The sequence below is a fragment of the Shewanella sp. UCD-KL21 genome (genome assembly GCF_001957135.1).
In the GTDB taxonomy this organism is placed as follows: Bacteria; Pseudomonadota; Gammaproteobacteria; order Enterobacterales; family Shewanellaceae; genus Shewanella.
Genome location: NZ_MPHK01000017.1, coordinates 54,350 through 71,610 on the forward strand (window position 1 = coordinate 54,350; position 17,261 = coordinate 71,610).

A 17,261-nucleotide genomic window follows, 5' to 3' on the forward strand; every position below is an offset into this window, starting at 1 on the left:
TAACAATAATAACAAGGATCATTTATGAAAAGTTCCAGCAATGTCATCAGCGACGATGGCGCATTAAATGCCGAAAACCTGCCCGCAACTGCCGAAGATAGCAAGGCGACCAATCGCTATTATGTGCTGTTTATGCTGGCGCTAGTATGCGCCTTGGCTTATATGGATCGCTTCGTATTGTCGGTGTTAATCGAACCAATAAAGCATGACTTAAGCCTTTCTGATACGCAACTAGGTTTGTTAACCGGCTTTGCGTTCGCCTTTTTCTATGCTGTGTTTGGTATTCCCATTGCCAGACTGGCAGATAAATATAATCGTCCGTTGATTATCTCAGTGAGCGTGGCGCTGTGGAGCGCCATGACCGCAGCTTGCGGTATGTCAGTTAATTTCATTCAACTGCTATTAGCCAGAATTGGCGTCGGGGTGGGAGAGGCTGGCTGTATTCCTGCCAGTCACGCCATGCTGGGGGACTTATTTCCCGGTAAACAAAAAGCCTTTGCGATTGGTATCTTCCAAGCTGGCGGCACTGTTGGTATTTTAGCGGGATTAATTTTAGGCGGTTTGCTGGCCAACAGTGTGGGTTGGCAAATGACCTTTATCTTTATGGGCCTGCCCGGCTTAATTGTGGGCTTAGTGGTTTGGCTGACAGTAAAAGATAACAGAGGCCTTGATAGTGTTAGCAATCCGCTCACCAATGCTGATAATGATAAGCTCAACCTTTTGGCGACCATTAAGTCTTTGCTAACACAAAGAACCTATCGAAACCTGATGTTAGGGCTATCTATGGGCGCGTTTGGTAATTATGGCATTGTGCAGTGGCTACCGTCATTTTTAATCCGAACCCATCACATGAGCCTTGAAGAAGTCGGTGTTCTTTATGGTTCGGTAATGGGCTTTGGTACCTTGTTTGGTACCTTGGCAGGGGCATTTTTAGCCCCTAAGATTATTGCTAAAGATCAGCGCTGGGAAGTGAAATGGGCAGCATGTTGCTTTGTGATTGTCATTCCAATCTTTATCGGCAGTTTTTTAGTTGCTAACTCAACGCTGGCACTGGGGCTATTATTTTTAGGGGTATTTACCTTATCAACTGGAACTGGGCCATCATTTGCCGCAGTACAAACCGTTGCTGGGCCTAAAATGAAAGCCATGGCGGTGGCGCTAACCATGCTGTGTATGGCAATTTTAGGTCAAGGCTTTGGCCCATTAGTGGTTGGCATGGTCAGTGACGCTTTAGTACCACAGTTTGGCGAGCAATCACTGCGCTATTCTCTCAGTATCTCAATGATTATTTTGGCATGGGGTGCGATCCATTTATTTAAAGCATCTAGCACTATCGTTAAAGACAGTCAGTCGCTTTAATTAATCTATCATCAACGGCTTAGGTTAATACCTAGGCCGTTAGCTATAACATTGCCATCATAGATACCAGCCCGCTTGCTGGTTTCACAGCCAAACAATCAACATGGCTCGTCGCTAACCTCAGCCTTTAATCCCCCCTTTTATCCACGCTTTGAGCTTTAACAGCTCAGCTGAAATATTTTTGGTCTACAGTATGTATAAGCTAAATTATGCCAATGCTTTTTAACCGACTGATAAAATCGTAAAAATAGCTAAATGTAGGTATTCAGAAAAGCACATTTCGGTTACTATGCGCGCCAAATAACGACTCCCTTTTACCCTAGAGTGACCATGCAAAATGAACGATGACAACTTCATTGAAAAACGCCGATTTATCATAAGATTAGGTAAGGCGTTGCACAAATTTGGCACCCCGGCATATCGTCTTGAGTCCCATTTACAAACGGTCTCTACTACCTTGGGGATTGAAGGCTATTTTTTGATCTCGCCCACTTCAATGACCTTCGTGTTACAGCATGATACTGAGCAAGAATATAATCATGTGGCGCGGGTCAAACCAGGGGAGCTAGATTTAGGCTCCCTTGCCCGCACATTTGATTTAGTTGAAGAGCTAACCACAGGTCAGCGCACCTTAACTGAAGCCCTTAATCGCCTAGAAGAAATTGCCAACAAGCCTAACCCTTACGGCCATAAATTAACCTTGCTGTCTTTTGGCGTCAGCGCCGGTGCATTTGCGATGCTGATGGACACCAGTTGGAATGATGTGTTCTGGTCAGCCATGCTAGGGCTACTGGTTTATGGCATGGTTTTTTGGGCTGAGCGCTCGTCACGAATGGCAGAAATGCTTGAGCCCCTTGCGGCGGTGATATGTGCGATTCTTGCCTGCGGTATTGCCATATTAGACCCCAGTATTAATATTCCTGTGGTGATCCTCTCTGGGATTATTATTTTTATTCCCGGTTTAGCATTAACACTGGGGCTTGCGGAGCTAGCCGCGCGGGATCTCATCTCAGGCACCGCCAGAATTATGGATGCGATGATGCTGCTGTTTAAGCTGTATTTTGGCGCCGTATTAGGCATGACTCTGGGTAAAGTTATGTTTGGCGAATCGGTGCATATTGAGCCTTACGCGCTGCCAACTTATGCCTCGTGGGCGGCAGTGCCATTACTATCAATGGCGTTAGTGATTATCTTTAAAGCCCGCCTTAAAGATTCACCTTGGGGCATTTTTGCCGGTATCGTGGCGTATTTTTCAGCCATGATTGGCGGCTTATATTTAGGTGAGTCTATTGGCATCTTTGTCGGCGCACTGGCGGTGGGGATCTACTCCAACTTATTTGCCCGTTGGATGAAAGCGCCGGTATCCATTGCCCTGTTGCAAGGTATTGTTATTTTGGTGCCCGGCAGTAAAACCTATATCGGCTTAAACGCAATGATTTCAGGTGAAACCATGCTCAATCAGGCCCATATTGGCTCGCAAGTGTTCTTGATCTTTATGTCACTGATCGCTGGGCTTATTTTCGCTAACGTCATCGTACCGCCAAAGCGAAGTTTATAGCTTCTTATATAATCGCCCTTTTAAAATGGCCTTTGAAAAAGGCCGTTTAACGATAGTCCTCGGTAACACCAACACCTAAAAGGGAGCACATTGCTCCCTTGTTCATTTTTACGCAAAAAAGCAGCGAAATTCAAAATACCCGCCATACTAAGATAAGGCATTTAATTTCAGGTGTTGAAATTTTAAATGCTATTTACTCAATAGCTTAATTAGCTATCCCTTCTATAAATAATTGAGTAGGTACCATAATAAAAACCAATAATATTGTGATAATTCGCGCTAATTGCGCTTTAGCCATTATCCTTGTTATTACCTTGATTATCTCTGTCGCCGCGGCGCATGCTGAGCAAATGAACAAGCTGCAGCATTCAGCCTCAGCATTGGTAATAACAAACAGCAAAAACCAGTCAACACCCTTTACTGTCGATAACATTATCGTGCAGAGCAATGCTATTTTTGATAAATCAGACCCTGATGCCTTCTTTATTCATCACTGGGCCAACTGGCTGCATATCAACACCACTGAAGCAACAATCCTCGATAAACTCACCTTCACTGAAGGCGATGAGGTAAATCAAAAAACCTTTGCTGAATCCCAGCGCTTACTGCGAGCCGAGCCTTACCTGCGAGAAGCCAAAATTTACCTCGCAGAAAAAGATCCTAGCGCCGAGAATGAGCAAGATACTGTGGTGGTGGAAACCTGGGATAATTGGTCACTCCTGCCCACCTTCAGCTTAAGCTCTAGCGGTGGTGAAACTAAGTTTTCAGTCGGGATAAAAGAAGATAACCTGATGGGACGCGGCATTAAAACCCGCTTTAAATATCAGTCAAATGCGGATCGAACCGGCTATAAATTTGGCATTTCAGCACCACTAAAATTCATCAAGCACGCCACTGTTGCAGCCAATTGGTATGATAATAGTGACGGTCAAGCAACCCAGCTATATTTTAATAAGCCGTTTTACTCACTAGATACCCCCGATAGGTATTTCGCAGAATACTTAACCGACCAACGTATTGATACCTTAAGACAAAATGGCCAAGACGTTAACGAGTTTGAGCATAATGTCGATTATGCCGCTATCGGCTATGGCAGGCTTATTGATAAAACAGAGGCAGATTTATCACGAATAAGCTTAGGTTTTACCCAAGATAAACACCTATTTGAACCCAGTGAGACCTTCCCAAATCAAGCCTTGCCTGAAGACAGAGACTTTTTATACCCTTGGGTAAGTTATGAGTACTTACAAGATGATTATAAGGTGTTTACTAATATCCATCTGATTAATAATCATGAGGACTTTAACTTGGGCTGGCGTCACTTTGTGCAATTAGGCATTGAGACTCGCGATGTTGCCGAGTCATCTTCTGTGGGCTATCACTTAACGGTCAATAGCAGTAGAGGCTATCAACAACAAGATAATTTATTCTTATTTAATCTTATTGGCGAAGCCAGCTTTAACACCAGCCAAGCCGATTACTATAATATCAGCATCCAAGGCGAATACTTCCACCACATTAATCCTAAATGGACCGCCTACGCTAAAACTCGCTTAGCCAGCTCGCAAAATAATTATCTCGATGCTCCCTTTGCCTTAGGTGATGATACAGGGGTGAGAGGTTATCCTAACGACTACCAATATGGTGATAATCAATGGTTGCTCACGGGTGAGGTTCGCTATTATCCCAACATCAATTTATATCAACTTGCTGAACTTGGCTGGGCCACCTTTGTGGATGTGGGTCAGGCGTTTGGCGGGCCTGATGACAATAATGAGGTCAACTCCCCCATTGGCAGCATTGGCATTGGTGCCAGAGTATATTCATCAAAATCCAGCTACGGCAGTGTCGGCCATATTGATTTTGCCGTACCCTTTACCAGCGGTAAATATGTCGATGATTGGGAGTGGCGCTTTCAAGTAAAAAATCGTTTTTAAACTGATACTTGTCGTTACTTCTGCAACCTTAACTTTACTCGCTAACTACTAAGGCTTTTTAACCGCAGAAAAGCCTACTATTTTTTGTTTTACTTGTTGTTCTTGCTGTTTATCGTTAATGCGATAAATGCTTTTGATTCGGGTGGTGAATTGCGGATCGGCCGCGGTAGATACGATATCAAAACCCGCTTCAACTGTACCTAGTTTCGATGACACTAATAAGGCTTGAGCAAACTGCAGATTATTATCAACGCCATCAAGCACGAGTAGATAACTTTGCCTTGGGCGCACATCAATAAATAAGCTACGACTATCAATACTGCGCCAACTATCAAGACGAAAATTTTTAATTGAATTCACCTGCTGCAACTCATCAAACTGATACATGGCCGCTTTTTGCTTACTGGCTTCTGTTGCCGCGCAGCCCGCGAGTAATAACATTAATCCTAAGCTAATCAAGTTTTTTACAGACATGCGCTACCGCCCTTTTAATCCATTGTGACTAAATACAATATAAACAATAACTAACATGAACTGAGGCTTATTTGTACAAGTTTTTATAATTCGGTACGTGCTCAACCCACCTCGGCGGCGTGCCAATATATTGCTGCACCGCTTTAATAAATTCACTTACTAGCAGTGTTTGCTTACGGTGTGGATAGACAGCATATATGCCGGTATCCATAGTGGAAAGTGAATAGCTGGTTAATAATGGCACTAATTTAAGCTCAGTAATCGACTGATTTAAATTAAATAAATCAATATGAGTGTAACCTAAGCCATCCTTCACCGCTTCAATAATGGTTCTGACATCGCTGACTTTATAATTCCCCTGCATTTTATAACTTTTAAATTGCTCACCATGGGGCTGCTGGGATAAGTGCATTTGATCTAAGATGACGTTGCCATTGCTATAAATAACCGCAGGCAATTGAATTAACTCTTCTGGGGTTTGCGGGTGGCCATGCTCTGCCAAAAAGGCTTCTGATGCCAAGATGGCAAAGTGGGTCTTGGCAATTTTTTAGCAATCAAATTCGACTCTGTTAACTTGCCAATTCTAAAAGCCACATCAAAGTGATCAGAAATAATATCAGCGCGCTTGTCATCCAATGACAGGGTCACTTTTACATTGGGGTATTGCTTCATAAATTGGCTGATGACAGGTTGCAGATACTCCTGACCAAAAAAGATAGACGAGGTAATTCTAATAATCCCTTTGGGCTCAGACTGGTATGAGTCGGCAATATTTTGGATTTGATTTAGGGTATCTAATAACGTCTGGGTTTGTTCGAGGATCTCTTCGCCTGCTGAGGTTAATGAAAACGACCGTGTTGAGCGATTCAGTAATTGCACCCCTAACTCGGCTTCTAACTTTTTGATTTGCTTTGACAGTAACGAGTTATCCATATCGTGCAATGCCGCCGCTTTAGTAAACGACCCCTGTTGCACCACATCAAGAAAAAGACTCAGCTGTTTAGTAATCGATTGCATTTATCATGTCCTTGGAAGCAAATTCAAATAAGCTCGATTAAGCGTACCTAGCTAACTTTAGTTAAACTAATCATAGCTTGCATACCAGCACAGATGAATTATGCGTAACCTCGGTATGTTATCTGCTAGTGAATGGCGCCATTTATTACCAGCAGTTACGGCCAGCAGCTGGATTAACGTCCGTGCTCGTATGCCAGTTAATAAGCTCGTTAAAAGTTTGCACGCCAGAGATTAAAATCACGTAATATACAGGTTATTTTTATATTAAATACAGACTTGTAATGATCAGTTTATATTATTTAAAGTCGTTAATCACAAAGCAAGATAAGGTATTTTATGCCAGATAAAATTAAACTCGATATCGTTTCAGATGTGGTTTGTCCATGGTGTGTGGTCGGTTACAAAAGTTTGCAGCAAGCCATTAAAGAGCTGGGGATAGAAGACAAAGTTGAACTTGAATGGCAACCTTTTGAGCTCAATCCTGATATGCCGGCAGAAGGTGAAGAATTACGTGCACATGTGGCGCGTAAATATGGTTCAAGTGCTGCAGATAGTGCCAAAGCCAGAGAAAATATTGCCCAGCGCGGCGCCGAATTCGATTTTGAGTTTAACTTTGGCGACAACATGCATATCGTTAATACCTTTGATGCCCATATATTGCTGGATTACGCCAAAGGGTTTGATAAACAAACTGACTTAAAATTACGTTTGTTTAGCGCTTATTTTACTGAGCATAAAGATGTCTCAGATAGAGCGGTATTGGCCAATGAACTGGCTGCTATTGGGCTTAACGTCGATGAGGCCATGGCATTATTAGATAACCCCGACATCAGAGCGCATATCAGCGCTGAGAAAAACCAATGGACCGCAGCGGGAATATCTTCTGTACCAACAGTGGTGTTTAACCGCACTAGCGCCTTAAATGGCGCCCATCCGGTTGAGTCATATAAACAGGTACTGACGCAATTATTGGCAGAGTTAGAAAGTAACTAATCGCTAGGGTGAGATGTTTCTTTTGCGGCAAATGTTTCAAATGCCCTCGAATAAACAGCTTCAATAACAACAAAAATCCACTATCGATTCTCTTAGAGATGCACTGATAGTGGATTTTTAGTTAGCTATACTTGAGCTGCGCTCAGCAATAAATTTACTTTTGCGTTTTACGGTAATGGTCAAAGTTTTTGATGTAATCTTCCATATTGCCTTCAAGCAGCTTGCGATACTCTTCAACGTAATACGCTACCATCTCTGCTTTTTTCTGCTGCATTTGCTCTTCATTTTCGAAACCAGTAGAGCTAAACCATGCATTGTAACGCGACAAAGCATACATAAATGATGCGCTGACCTCACCGGTTTTTACTTGTGGGTCTTGATTGTGATCGTTAGCAAGTTTAATAAAGTCACTAGCGCGATCGAAAAAAGCGTTATCTGGTTTTGAATCAAACATTCTAAAGTCCTTGATATAAGAGCTGCCTAGACTGGCAAATTTAATTGATATGCCTATAACCTACGTGCTTTTGGGCTGATAAACCTTAATATTGTTCACACTCTGCAGTATTGATTGTGGTTTACTGTGAGCCGCCTCTATTTGTCAGTAACTCTCTGTCACTATCTGTCACTCTCTGCAATAAAAACAAGAACAAAACCGCTGCCGCTAAAATCAAACGGCATAAAAAAACCCTACTTATTACTTTATACTCAAAGTGAAGTAGGGTTTTTATGATGTGAAATACAAGCCTAAGCTAGACTTTCACCTTGGTTAACTTACTTGGCAGTACAGTTGAATTCACCGCTGTAATCAAAGTTAAAGTTGTAGATGGTGAAACCTTCAGTACCGGCTTTAGTACCTTCTTCACCGTCTGTAGACAGACCGGTGATTTCATTGCTTGCACATCGAATACCTTCATCAAGTGTTGCAGAGCTAAACGACACACTTTCTGTGGTTGGCGCGATAAGCTCAAATACTTTAGCGTTCGGGAAGGCTAAGGTGTTATCACCTTCTTGCTCAGCTAAACGATCAGCTAAGTAGAATTGCACCAATTCACGGTTGTTAAATGCCGCTTCTTCTTTAACTAGTTCAGCTTTATCAACACCTGGCATACGCGAGTTAGATGCGCGGTAGTTGTTAGTGATCACGTAGATTTCAGCGTCATCAGCAATTTCAACACCGTTATAAGTAAGCTCAACTAACTGGCTGTTGTCTGTTGTATCAAATTCCCAACCATTAATGTTGGTGTACTTTGATTGCTTTTCAACGTTAACAGTGTACTTAAGTAGCCCTTCACCTGACTGATTAAAACCAGCGTAGAAGGCATCAAAGTTATAACCTGGGAAGCCTTCAACAAGGAAAGTCTCACCTTCAGCTAATGGTAAGCTGTTATAAGCATTTGAGTTAACCCACTCAATCCAGTTTTTCATATCCGCACCGGTCATTTTTAAAACGGCAGGGGTATTGTTATCAAATACATAGATATCAGCAACTGAGGCGTTAGTTAGCTCACCAGTTTGAATATTGGTGTAATCGGCGCCGCCATTACGGCCAGATTTAAATGGCGCAGATACTGATAGGAAAATCGCATCTTCTGAAGCATCAGCAAACTCGCCTTCTGCTTTCCACTTATTTAACTGGTGAAGTTGCGCTTCGTTAACCACTTGAATAGATAAGTCAGGTACCACTTGTGGGAAGAAGCTGTTCATGTTGACATCAATTTCAGCAATCATTGCTGACATGTATTTAACGGTACCTTTATGCTCTTCAGCCACTAAGTCTTCGATAAGGACATCTGACTCGTTAGGCACAAGTGAACGTAGCTCGGTTGTAGAGTAAGAATGGTCAACCGTCCATGTCTCGCCGTCATCGCTAGATTTAAGTTTAAGATCAATCACACCTAACTTAGCACCCCAGAAACCTGGCATGATGGCTGGAATACCATTAATCAAACCAAGCTCAGGATTAACCCCTGGAATTTCACCGTATTCATTATTTGCATTCGGGAATTCACGGTGGTCGTGACCAAACATAATGGCATCAACACCGTCTACATAAGCAAGGTGTAAAGTTGCGTTTTCAGCAAACTCATCATTATTGTCATTAAGGCCTGAATGCGGGATAGCAACAATAACGTCTGCGCCTTCAGCTTTCATCATAGGCACAAAATGTTCAGCGGTTTTCTTGATATCTGAAACCATCACATTACACACTAGATGCGAAGCATCCCAGCCCATAATATCTGGTGGTGTAAAGCCAATGACACCGACTTTCACATTGTATGATTCACCATTTTCGGCAATAAACTCACGGTCTAAAATGACATATGGGTTATACATATTTTCAGCGGTGTCATAAAAATCTTCAGTAATGCGTACTTCACATTCATCTGCTGCATTGCTGACTTTTTCAAGCTCGCTATCTGCTTTCCATACGTTTGAACTAACATAAGGGAAATCTGAACCTTTAAGCGCTTCATCTAGGTATTCAAGGCCATAGTTGAACTCATGGTTACCTAAGTTAGCTGCATCATATTCTAAATGGTTCATCGCTTTGTAAACGGGATGCTTTTCACCTTTAAGATGCTCAGCGCCTAATGCCGCCATGTAGTCGCCCATTGGGCTACCTTGGATTAAATCGCCATTATCAAACAACATGCTGTTTAATACTTCACCGCGAGTGTCGGCAATCACTAGAGAAGTACGCGCTAAGCCCCATTCAGGTAAGTTAGTTTCGTTGTGCTCTGCACTCGCAAAGTAATTGTATGGCATCACGTTAGTATGGATATCCGTCGTTTCCATCAAACGGACTTCCATGCTAATTGATTTATCGTCTGATGAGCTATTACAACCTGTAAGTACTGCAGCAACACTGGTAGCAAGCAGAAGCTTCTTAGCGTTAAATTTCATATTTATTCCAGATAATTGTTTTATTTATGTCTGCATGCCGAATTATTACCCTAGATTAAGAAAGCCCATAAATCTAAATAATACATTCAACATCAGTAAAGGCGGGAGTAATTAAATAAAACATACAAATAAGTAAAGTGAAATTTTATTTCAGCCAAGAGCGAAACTCACAAAAAACAAGAAAAACATTTAAATTTAAAACCAGCAAAACAACAACACAGAAAATAAATAACAAACATAAAAACTAAAAGTACAAACATCGCTCAAAAAACAAACCAAGAATGAGCAATCAATAGTTTAAGATTATTCATAAGCTTAAACCCTCTCATCCAAACAGCCCAATTAACATAAAAATCGAATATATATTAAACAAATACCCTAAAGGATAAAATATTAATCCTAATCATATACACAAAAAGTAACACTGCTAATTGTCTTGAAAGAGACACATTAGATAAATAAAAAGTACAAAATAATTAAAGTACAAATAGATAAGATAAAACGCCAGTTTAAAACCGACAGTAAATTAACCGTTTACCACTGATTTTATTAGATAATTTAAATAACAAATATGAAAGGAGTAGATACATTTTAAGATTAAGCCCACTTAGAGCAAGCTTACTGCTGAGATGATCAATAAATTTCAAATCTGATCAAAACATAAAAAACCTAACACAACGCATTTAATCGCGTTGATAATTTAAGCATATAAAGTCGATTTTATAAATCGTTAAACGCACACTTATTTGCAACAACCACGCACCACAAAATAAACACCAGGCAATCAAAAAGTAAACTAGACCACAACACCAGGCAAACATTTAATTGTCAGTACCAAATTAAAATTTCAAAAATTAATCCGCCAACAATAAAGAATAGATTGTAAATCTCGGAAATAAAAAAGCCACTACTCACCTGCAGTAGATACAAAATGATTACATTGTTAAAGTTAAACGTAAAAATTAAACTCGAATATATTAAACACAGATTATAAGCACAGAAATATAATTACAGATATATAAGTACACACCTATAGAGACAAACCAATAAAAAACTGTGCAATTAATTATCAGCATGGGTGGGGGTAATTATCAGAAGACGCTTAATCACAGACAGATAATATTAACTACTACTTTAATAAATCGAGCTTATAAGGGTATGAGCACATATAAAATGATTGCCAATATATATGTGCTTAAGTGTCTGCTTGACGATTAAAAACCCGAGCCTAAGTTAAAATAAAGTGCTCGTTCCTCTTCACTGGCGGCAATATCAACCCCCATATGAATGCCGTAACGTCTGGCTATTTGATAGCGAAAGCCGACACCATAGGCATTGACTGACTCACTATTATCTTGCATAGATTCAGTTTCTGTTTGGCCGTAACCGTAAAAGGTCGATACCGTCCAGCGGTGATCTATGTGATACATCAACTGCGCCTGTAAAGTGCCGACTTGATCACCTTGATAGCGAAATGCAGATACACCACGAAGATCAACATAAGGCTTGGTGGTTGGTGAAAGGTTGGTGTCTTTCTCATACAACTCTTCATAGCTGGCAGCGACCGCAAAGGTCCACTTTTTAGCGATAGGGAAATAAAATTCGCCACTGGTATCTAAAGTGCCGTAATGGCTGTCAGAACCTAACACCTCATCATATAACATGTACTCAGCCGATAAAATGTAGCCCTTTTTCGGAAAAAACATATTATCTCGAGTGTCATACTCGGCCACTAAGCCAAGACCTGAGGTGGTATGTTTATCACCCAGTGCAGCTTGTAAAAACCAATCTACTACTGCGTTTGACGACGAAACACTGGACACTGACCATAGCTGTTTTAAGCCCAACAATAATGGCGTATCAGCCACTCTAAACTGCAGTTTTTGCATTGCAAAGTAAGCTTCGGTGGTGGTATCAAATTTGAGGTTTTTCCCTTCAGGTAGCAAGCCACCTAAATTGGTATAAATATCTAAATTTGCCTTAGCTGCACCTGCGCCGCCGGTATAACGAATGCTATCGTTTAACCAAGTATGACGGTGACCCGCAAAGGCGAACCAAGTGCCATTGGCCGTTGCGCCGCCGCCCACCAAGGTCATTGCTGCGGGAATTAGCTGGGCGCCGCCATCAATAGACTCAAGCGCTTTTTGTTTACGAGCTTCTTTTTCTTCGTCGGTTTCATGTAAAAACAACCCCATTAAACCACCACCAGCACCAATTGCAGGCTCAGTAATTAAAATAGGAACAGGTAAAAAACCATAGGCATTTTCAGCGAGGTGATGACCAAGATCAAACTGCCCATCTTGCTCATCAAAAAAATAAGACTGTTCAGCAGATACTTGCCAAGAGGCCATAGCTAAAATACATAATGAGATTTTTTTAAACATGACCTACCTAACCAAGTAAAAAGAATACTAGCACTGAATCAACTGCCCCAAAGTATCTACAAGGGTTAGCACGATAAAACTCAGCAGCACAAACAGTAGAAATTATTACTTAATTAAAGCAGCTTTTCGACTCACTGTCGAAGGATCGAACCATTCAATCCCATAACAACTAAGATTCAGTGCAGTGTGAATATAAAAAAGCCTATCTATCACAGGATAAATAGGCCAATTATAATTCTAATTTAAGCAAATGATTTAACTCATTTTTCTGATAATACTCACAGGTGCAATCCGTAATACCCAATGCAATATTGCCCATGGCCAACCTGGCACAAAAGCCTTGGCTTTTTCTTTATTAATCGCTTTAACTAAAGCCTTACAACCGGTTTCGGTATCGACAATAAAGGGGATTTTTTCAACCCCTTCGTTGATCTCACTTTGAATAAAACCAGGGTGAATACAGCTCACTTTTATCGGGGTATTCATTACATCAATACGTATCCCTTCACTAAGAGATGTTAGCGCTGCTTTAGTGGCTGCGTAAACTGTCATTGCCCGCCTAAAACCACGTACTGCACTGACTGATGATATGGTGACTAAATGGCCTGAATTTTGAGCCCTAAAGATAGCCATTGCCGCCTCAGCCTGTGCAAGCGCAGCAATAAAATTGGTTTCAGCGGTTTGTTTATTGGCATTAAAATACCCAGTACCAATGGAAGCACCTTTGCCCATGCCCGCATTAATAATAATGCGGTCTAACTGGCCCATTTCAGCGTTAAATTGATCAAAAACACTAAAAACCGCATCATGATCATTCACGTCTAAGGGTTTTATCAGCACGTTAATTTGCGGGTTAATTTGTTCTAGCTCAGCCTTGAGATCAACTAGCCTATCCATTCGGCGCGCGCACAGCGCTAAGTTAGATCCCTGTTTTGCAAATTCAATGGCCATTCCTCGACCTAAACCTGAGCTGGCCCCTGTGATCAAAATATTTTTTCGCATCTTATTATCCATTTTATGATGAGTTATTTTTATTATTTGCATGGACTATTTAAGCCCACTTTTAGGCGCGGTCACAGCAAAAATAAGCACTTAGGTGTAAGTAATTATCCTTTTATCCCCTTGTTGCTCAAATATATCGTGCTCATTTAATGAAGACAATGACCACTGCTTGTCCTGACCTCTGGCCACCACTTTGGTCACGCCGCCATTGACTAACGACCAATTAATATCGACAAACTGTGTTAGCGGCAATCCCAATAATAAACTGGCAATCACGCTAATCGGCCCACCTGATGAATAGACCAAAAGGTTTTACCGTGATGTTGACTCGTTAACTGCTTAAAGGCACCAGTGACCCGTTGCTGAAACTCTGCCCAAGATTCGGTATATGGACCACTGTCATTATGCTTGGCCGTTGCAGATGCCTGTATCCACTGCTGCATAGCGCCGAAAAAGTGCTGCTGAAAAGCCGCGAGAGGATCGGGCTCTTGAGCCAAAAATGCACGCATTTTACTGGGGCTGGTAAATTCAGGATGATACGCCCCGAGAATATTTTGATGATCATATTCATTCCAGCCAGCATCTTGCTCAGTTAAACTTATCAGCGCATCATCAGCCAAACCAAAGGTATCTAGGCTATGCTGCGCGGTTTGCTGATGGCGTAACATTGAGCCTGTTACCACGAGATCTGGCGTAATGGTTTTATTAGCTAAATATCGCCCCACCAGCTTAGCCTGCTCAATGCCTAAATCAGATAACTGATCATAATCATCGGCATGAAAACTGGCTTGGCCGTGACGAATTAGAAAAATTTTACTCATCGTGAGTCCTATCTCGAAATATGATGCTTACTCAGTTAAGTGGCTAAAATTATCATGCACTGCCAGTTTATTAACAGCAACTCTATTAATAACGCCCCTGCTGAGAAATCGCCTTTTTACAGCGCCACAATAAATAATGAACAAAGACCCAAAAGCGCTTAAAAGCGGGGTTATTTGTTTGACCGTGATGATATCGATAATAAATTTGCTGCACGATCCCCGCTAACCGAAACTGGCCATACACTTCATAAAAAGTGAATTCATCAACATCAATGTCCACTTTTTTACAGTAATAATCGACCACTTCTTTACGGGTAAACATCCCTTGTAAATGGGTTGGCTGCCGCCTTGTGGATTGCGCTAAAAAGTCATCATCAGCTTCTACCCAATAGGCCAAGATATTACCTAAATCCATTAATAGATCACCTAGGGTCGCCAATTCCCAATCTACTCAAAGATAAAATGCCCGTGAGTGTGCTAGAGCTGCCCTTTGAAGTCCCCGATTTACCTGTCTATATGTATTGGCATAAACAAGCGGAGCAAGTCCCACTAAATGGTTGGATGCGGGATAAACTGTTGAAAATAGCAAAGGAAGAATTAGACATAAGAATTGAGCACAAGCAGGAATAAATTAACCCGTAACTCACACACTCCTTACTTTACTAAAGGGGTCAGTAGAATGTGGTTTAGTGTGGTAATCGATGATATACAATCACTATCGCGCCCTATTTTATTGTCGCCTAAACACTAGATATTCTACTATAGGTAATGATTAACTCTTCAAATATGAATAATTACTAATAACAATTCAATGATAAGCCAACCAATATAGCGACCACGTTATTTTTATCTATGTAGGAATAATCAAATAGGTAACTGAACTATCTCATGGTTCAGGCATAAAATAATTATCATCATAATTCACCTTATTGCATGAGTTATGACAAAGCGGTCTAGTTAAAACAGCCGATGGTGATAGACACCTACAGGCGAGTTCACCATAATCCCCCTAAAAATAGCAGATACATTTAAACAATTGAAAACCATACCATTTGTTTAATTTCTGTTTTAATTTTGTTATCAGGTGTGATGGGTTGTTCTTGTGGAAATAAATAAAAATCAAGCGGTGATGGCCGTAAGCATTTTGCTATTAACCTTAGTAGTTGGTGCAACTCAGTTAGCCAATGACGGGCTTTTTTTACGCTTGTTATTAGGTCTTAGTTTAGGCTTTGCGTTAGCCAAAGGCACCATCGGTTTTGCAGGCAGCATTAACCGGGCCTACCGCCGTGGCTCGACTCAATTACTACAAACCCTGATGTTTATGTTTGTCATCACTGCCATCATCAATGCCGGTTTATTGCTTAACGCTGACAGCCAGCGCTATGATTTATGGATTAACCCCATCAATGCTGGGCTACTGATTGGCGGCATCATGTTTGGCGCAGGTATGAGCTTATCCAGCTGCTGCGCAACAGGGATGATGGTGGAGTTTGTCAGTGATGTGCCAAGAGCTGCAATCACCTTAGTGTTTTTTGGCGCGGGGGTCTTTTTTGGCTTTCCATTACAAAGCAGCCAAAGCTGGATAACGGATAGTTGGTTTTCATCAGCAAGCTATCAAGGTAAAGGGGTGTTTTTACCCGATTTGTTTGCTGGCACACCGCTAAATGGTTACTTCATGTCAATTTTAGTGACCATAGTTTTAGCGTTGACCGTGGTGATTATTGCCAAAAAATATGAAAACTATCGTCGCCGTAAAGGCTCATACTTAGGTGTCGCCGGTGAAATTGAGCGTCAACAGCTTCAATCCCAAAGCGTTAACAGTGATGAAGATACATCGTTCTCATTATTTAGCCGAAAAACATACCAAAACTGGTTCGCCAACCTGTGGCAAATGCGCACCACAGCCTTAGTTATCGCCGTTATTTTTGGCATCATGATGGCAAGTACTGGCTCAGGCTGGGGCGCATCGACCCCCTTTGGCATTTGGTTTGCTAAAGGTTTAATGATGTTTGGGGTTGAAATGAGCACCATTACCGAAATAAGCCAGCGGCCTGAAGCCATGTTCAGCACGCCTTTTTTTGAACACGGGGTATCAGTACAAAACTTGGCGATTTTCTTAGGCACGCTCATTGCGGTGTTATTTATGGGTAAATTTAAATTCTCATTTGCCATAAACCACTCCACCAAACAGCTAGCACTGTTTGCTTTAGGGGGACTATTAATGGGCTTTGGAACACGCTTTGCTAACGGTTGTAATGTCGGCGCATTGTTCACCCCCATTGCTAATTTCTCATTATCTGGCTGGGTATATTTACTGGTACTGGTCATCGGCGCCATTGCAGGTAACCGTTTCCAACAAGCGGTAATGAAATAGATTGCTGATAGACTAGACAGCAAAAAGCCCGCTTATCTTTCGATAAGCGGGCTTCGTACTATTAGGTGAGCTGGCCGATAAGCCGGGTCCTGTCTTGGACAGTTATTCATCTAGGCCTGCAATCGCTCACAGGCTCAAGCGACCTACCCGGTCCCAACGCGAGCAGCGCCATACGGGACCCTATTTGGTCTTGCTTCGGATAGAGTTTACCTTGCTACGAACTATTACTAGCCGCACGGTGCGCTCTTACCGCACCCTTTCACCCTTACCAACCGAAGTTGGCGGTCTCCTCTCTGCTGCACTTGTCGTCGGTTTACACCGCCCAGGCGTTACCTGGTATCCTGCTCTTTGAAGCCCGGACTTTCCTCCCCGCTCTTGCGAACGCGGCAACTGTCTGGCCAACTCGGCGCGGATTATAGCCTAAGCAACTGCAACACA

At 41.8% G+C, this 17,261-nt stretch carries 12 protein-coding genes, 1 other RNA gene and 3 pseudogenes; 6 read left to right on the plus strand and 10 right to left on the minus strand.

Going from position 1 to position 17,261, the window contains the following annotated elements:
* Positions 1–24 precede the first annotated feature (24 nt).
* From BM739_RS14790 to BM739_RS14800, 3 genes are all read left to right on the plus strand, one after another.
* A complete protein-coding gene (locus tag BM739_RS14790; protein ID WP_083698186.1) occupies positions 25–1,359 on the plus strand; it encodes an MFS transporter in 1,335 nt (444 codons plus the stop codon).
* A 337-nt stretch (positions 1,360–1,696) separates the two neighbouring features.
* Positions 1,697–2,917, plus strand: coding sequence for a threonine/serine exporter ThrE family protein (locus BM739_RS14795; protein WP_076541952.1), 1,221 nt, complete (start codon positions 1,697–1,699; stop codon positions 2,915–2,917).
* A gap of 266 nt (positions 2,918–3,183) precedes the next feature.
* Positions 3,184–4,854: a hypothetical protein gene (locus BM739_RS14800; RefSeq protein WP_254843551.1), complete on the plus strand. Its 1,671-nt coding sequence runs from the start codon at positions 3,184–3,186 to the stop codon at positions 4,852–4,854.
* 48 nt (positions 4,855–4,902) lie between these two features.
* Here BM739_RS14800 and BM739_RS14805 read toward each other — a convergent pair whose 3' ends face one another.
* Together BM739_RS14805 and BM739_RS20735 are read right to left on the minus strand one after the other, a co-directional pair.
* Positions 4,903–5,328, minus strand: a complete 426-nt coding sequence (locus BM739_RS14805; RefSeq protein ID WP_076541954.1) for a DUF6491 family protein — start codon at positions 5,326–5,328, stop codon at positions 4,903–4,905.
* A gap of 67 nt (positions 5,329–5,395) precedes the next feature.
* Positions 5,396–6,345 (minus strand): annotated as a pseudogene (locus BM739_RS20735) (LysR family transcriptional regulator).
* Between the two features lie 336 nt (positions 6,346–6,681).
* On the opposite strand from BM739_RS20735, the gene BM739_RS14815 reads away from it, so the two are divergent.
* Positions 6,682–7,338 (plus strand): DsbA family oxidoreductase, encoded by a 657-nt coding sequence (locus BM739_RS14815; protein WP_076541956.1) that lies wholly within the window; start codon positions 6,682–6,684, stop codon positions 7,336–7,338.
* A gap of 154 nt (positions 7,339–7,492) precedes the next feature.
* On the opposite strand, the gene BM739_RS14820 is transcribed toward BM739_RS14815, so the two are convergent.
* The 7 genes and pseudogenes from BM739_RS14820 to BM739_RS14845 form a co-directional block, all read right to left on the minus strand.
* On the minus strand, positions 7,493–7,792 hold the full coding sequence (locus BM739_RS14820; protein ID WP_076541957.1) for a DUF3144 domain-containing protein: 300 nt from the start codon (positions 7,790–7,792) through the stop codon (positions 7,493–7,495).
* Between the two features lie 317 nt (positions 7,793–8,109).
* Positions 8,110–10,242, minus strand: a complete 2,133-nt coding sequence (locus BM739_RS14825; protein ID WP_076541959.1) for a bifunctional 2',3'-cyclic-nucleotide 2'-phosphodiesterase/3'-nucleotidase — start codon at positions 10,240–10,242, stop codon at positions 8,110–8,112.
* A gap of 1,214 nt (positions 10,243–11,456) precedes the next feature.
* Positions 11,457–12,626 carry a BamA/TamA family outer membrane protein gene (locus tag BM739_RS14830; protein ID WP_076541961.1) on the minus strand — a complete coding sequence of 390 codons (1,170 nt, stop codon included), beginning with the start codon at positions 12,624–12,626 and terminating at the stop codon, positions 11,457–11,459.
* A 255-nt stretch (positions 12,627–12,881) separates the two neighbouring features.
* Positions 12,882–13,628 carry an SDR family oxidoreductase gene (locus BM739_RS14835; protein ID WP_076541963.1) on the minus strand — a complete coding sequence of 249 codons (747 nt, stop codon included), beginning with the start codon at positions 13,626–13,628 and terminating at the stop codon, positions 12,882–12,884.
* Positions 13,629–13,718: 90 nt separating this feature from the next.
* On the minus strand, positions 13,719–13,904 hold the full coding sequence (locus BM739_RS20565) for a hypothetical protein (RefSeq protein WP_254843554.1): 186 nt from the start codon (positions 13,902–13,904) through the stop codon (positions 13,719–13,721).
* Positions 13,901–14,449: a histidine phosphatase family protein gene (locus BM739_RS14840; RefSeq protein ID WP_254843555.1), complete on the minus strand. Its 549-nt coding sequence runs from the start codon at positions 14,447–14,449 to the stop codon at positions 13,901–13,903. The genes BM739_RS20565 and BM739_RS14840 overlap by 4 nt, the downstream gene beginning before the upstream one ends.
* 85 nt (positions 14,450–14,534) lie before the next feature.
* A pseudogene (locus tag BM739_RS14845) lies at positions 14,535–14,897 on the minus strand (phosphotransferase family protein); the annotation flags it as partial.
* On the opposite strand from BM739_RS14845, the pseudogene BM739_RS20670 reads away from it, so the two are divergent.
* Together BM739_RS20670 and BM739_RS14850 are read left to right on the plus strand one after the other, a co-directional pair.
* Positions 14,897–15,079: pseudogene (locus BM739_RS20670) on the plus strand (hypothetical protein); the annotation flags it as partial. The pseudogenes BM739_RS14845 and BM739_RS20670 sit on opposite strands and share 1 nt — an antisense overlap.
* Before the next feature lie 472 nt (positions 15,080–15,551).
* Positions 15,552–16,823, plus strand: coding sequence for a YeeE/YedE family protein (locus BM739_RS14850; protein WP_083698187.1), 1,272 nt, complete (start codon positions 15,552–15,554; stop codon positions 16,821–16,823).
* A 62-nt stretch (positions 16,824–16,885) separates the two neighbouring features.
* Here BM739_RS14850 and rnpB read toward each other — a convergent pair.
* Positions 16,886–17,229, minus strand: an RNA gene (gene rnpB, locus BM739_RS14855) — RNase P RNA component class A.
* Positions 17,230–17,261: the final 32 nt, after the last annotated feature.

Coding starts and splice junctions, on each gene's coding strand:
- BM739_RS14815 (WP_076541956.1), top strand. CDS start 6,682: ATGCCAGATAAAATTAAACTCGATATCGTTTCAGATGTGGTTTGTCCA.
- BM739_RS14820 (WP_076541957.1), bottom strand. CDS start 7,792: ATGTTTGATTCAAAACCAGATAACGCTTTTTTCGATCGCGCTAGTGAC.
- BM739_RS14840 (WP_254843555.1), bottom strand. CDS start 14,449: ATGAGTAAAATTTTTCTAATTCGTCACGGCCAAGCCAGTTTTCATGCC.
- BM739_RS14825 (WP_076541959.1), bottom strand. CDS start 10,242: ATGAAATTTAACGCTAAGAAGCTTCTGCTTGCTACCAGTGTTGCTGCA.
- BM739_RS14835 (WP_076541963.1), bottom strand. CDS start 13,628: ATGCGAAAAAATATTTTGATCACAGGGGCCAGCTCAGGTTTAGGTCGA.
- BM739_RS14795 (WP_076541952.1), top strand. CDS start 1,697: ATGAACGATGACAACTTCATTGAAAAACGCCGATTTATCATAAGATTA.
- BM739_RS14830 (WP_076541961.1), bottom strand. CDS start 12,626: ATGTTTAAAAAAATCTCATTATGTATTTTAGCTATGGCCTCTTGGCAA.
- BM739_RS14790 (WP_083698186.1), top strand. CDS start 25: ATGAAAAGTTCCAGCAATGTCATCAGCGACGATGGCGCATTAAATGCC.
- BM739_RS14805 (WP_076541954.1), bottom strand. CDS start 5,328: ATGTCTGTAAAAAACTTGATTAGCTTAGGATTAATGTTATTACTCGCG.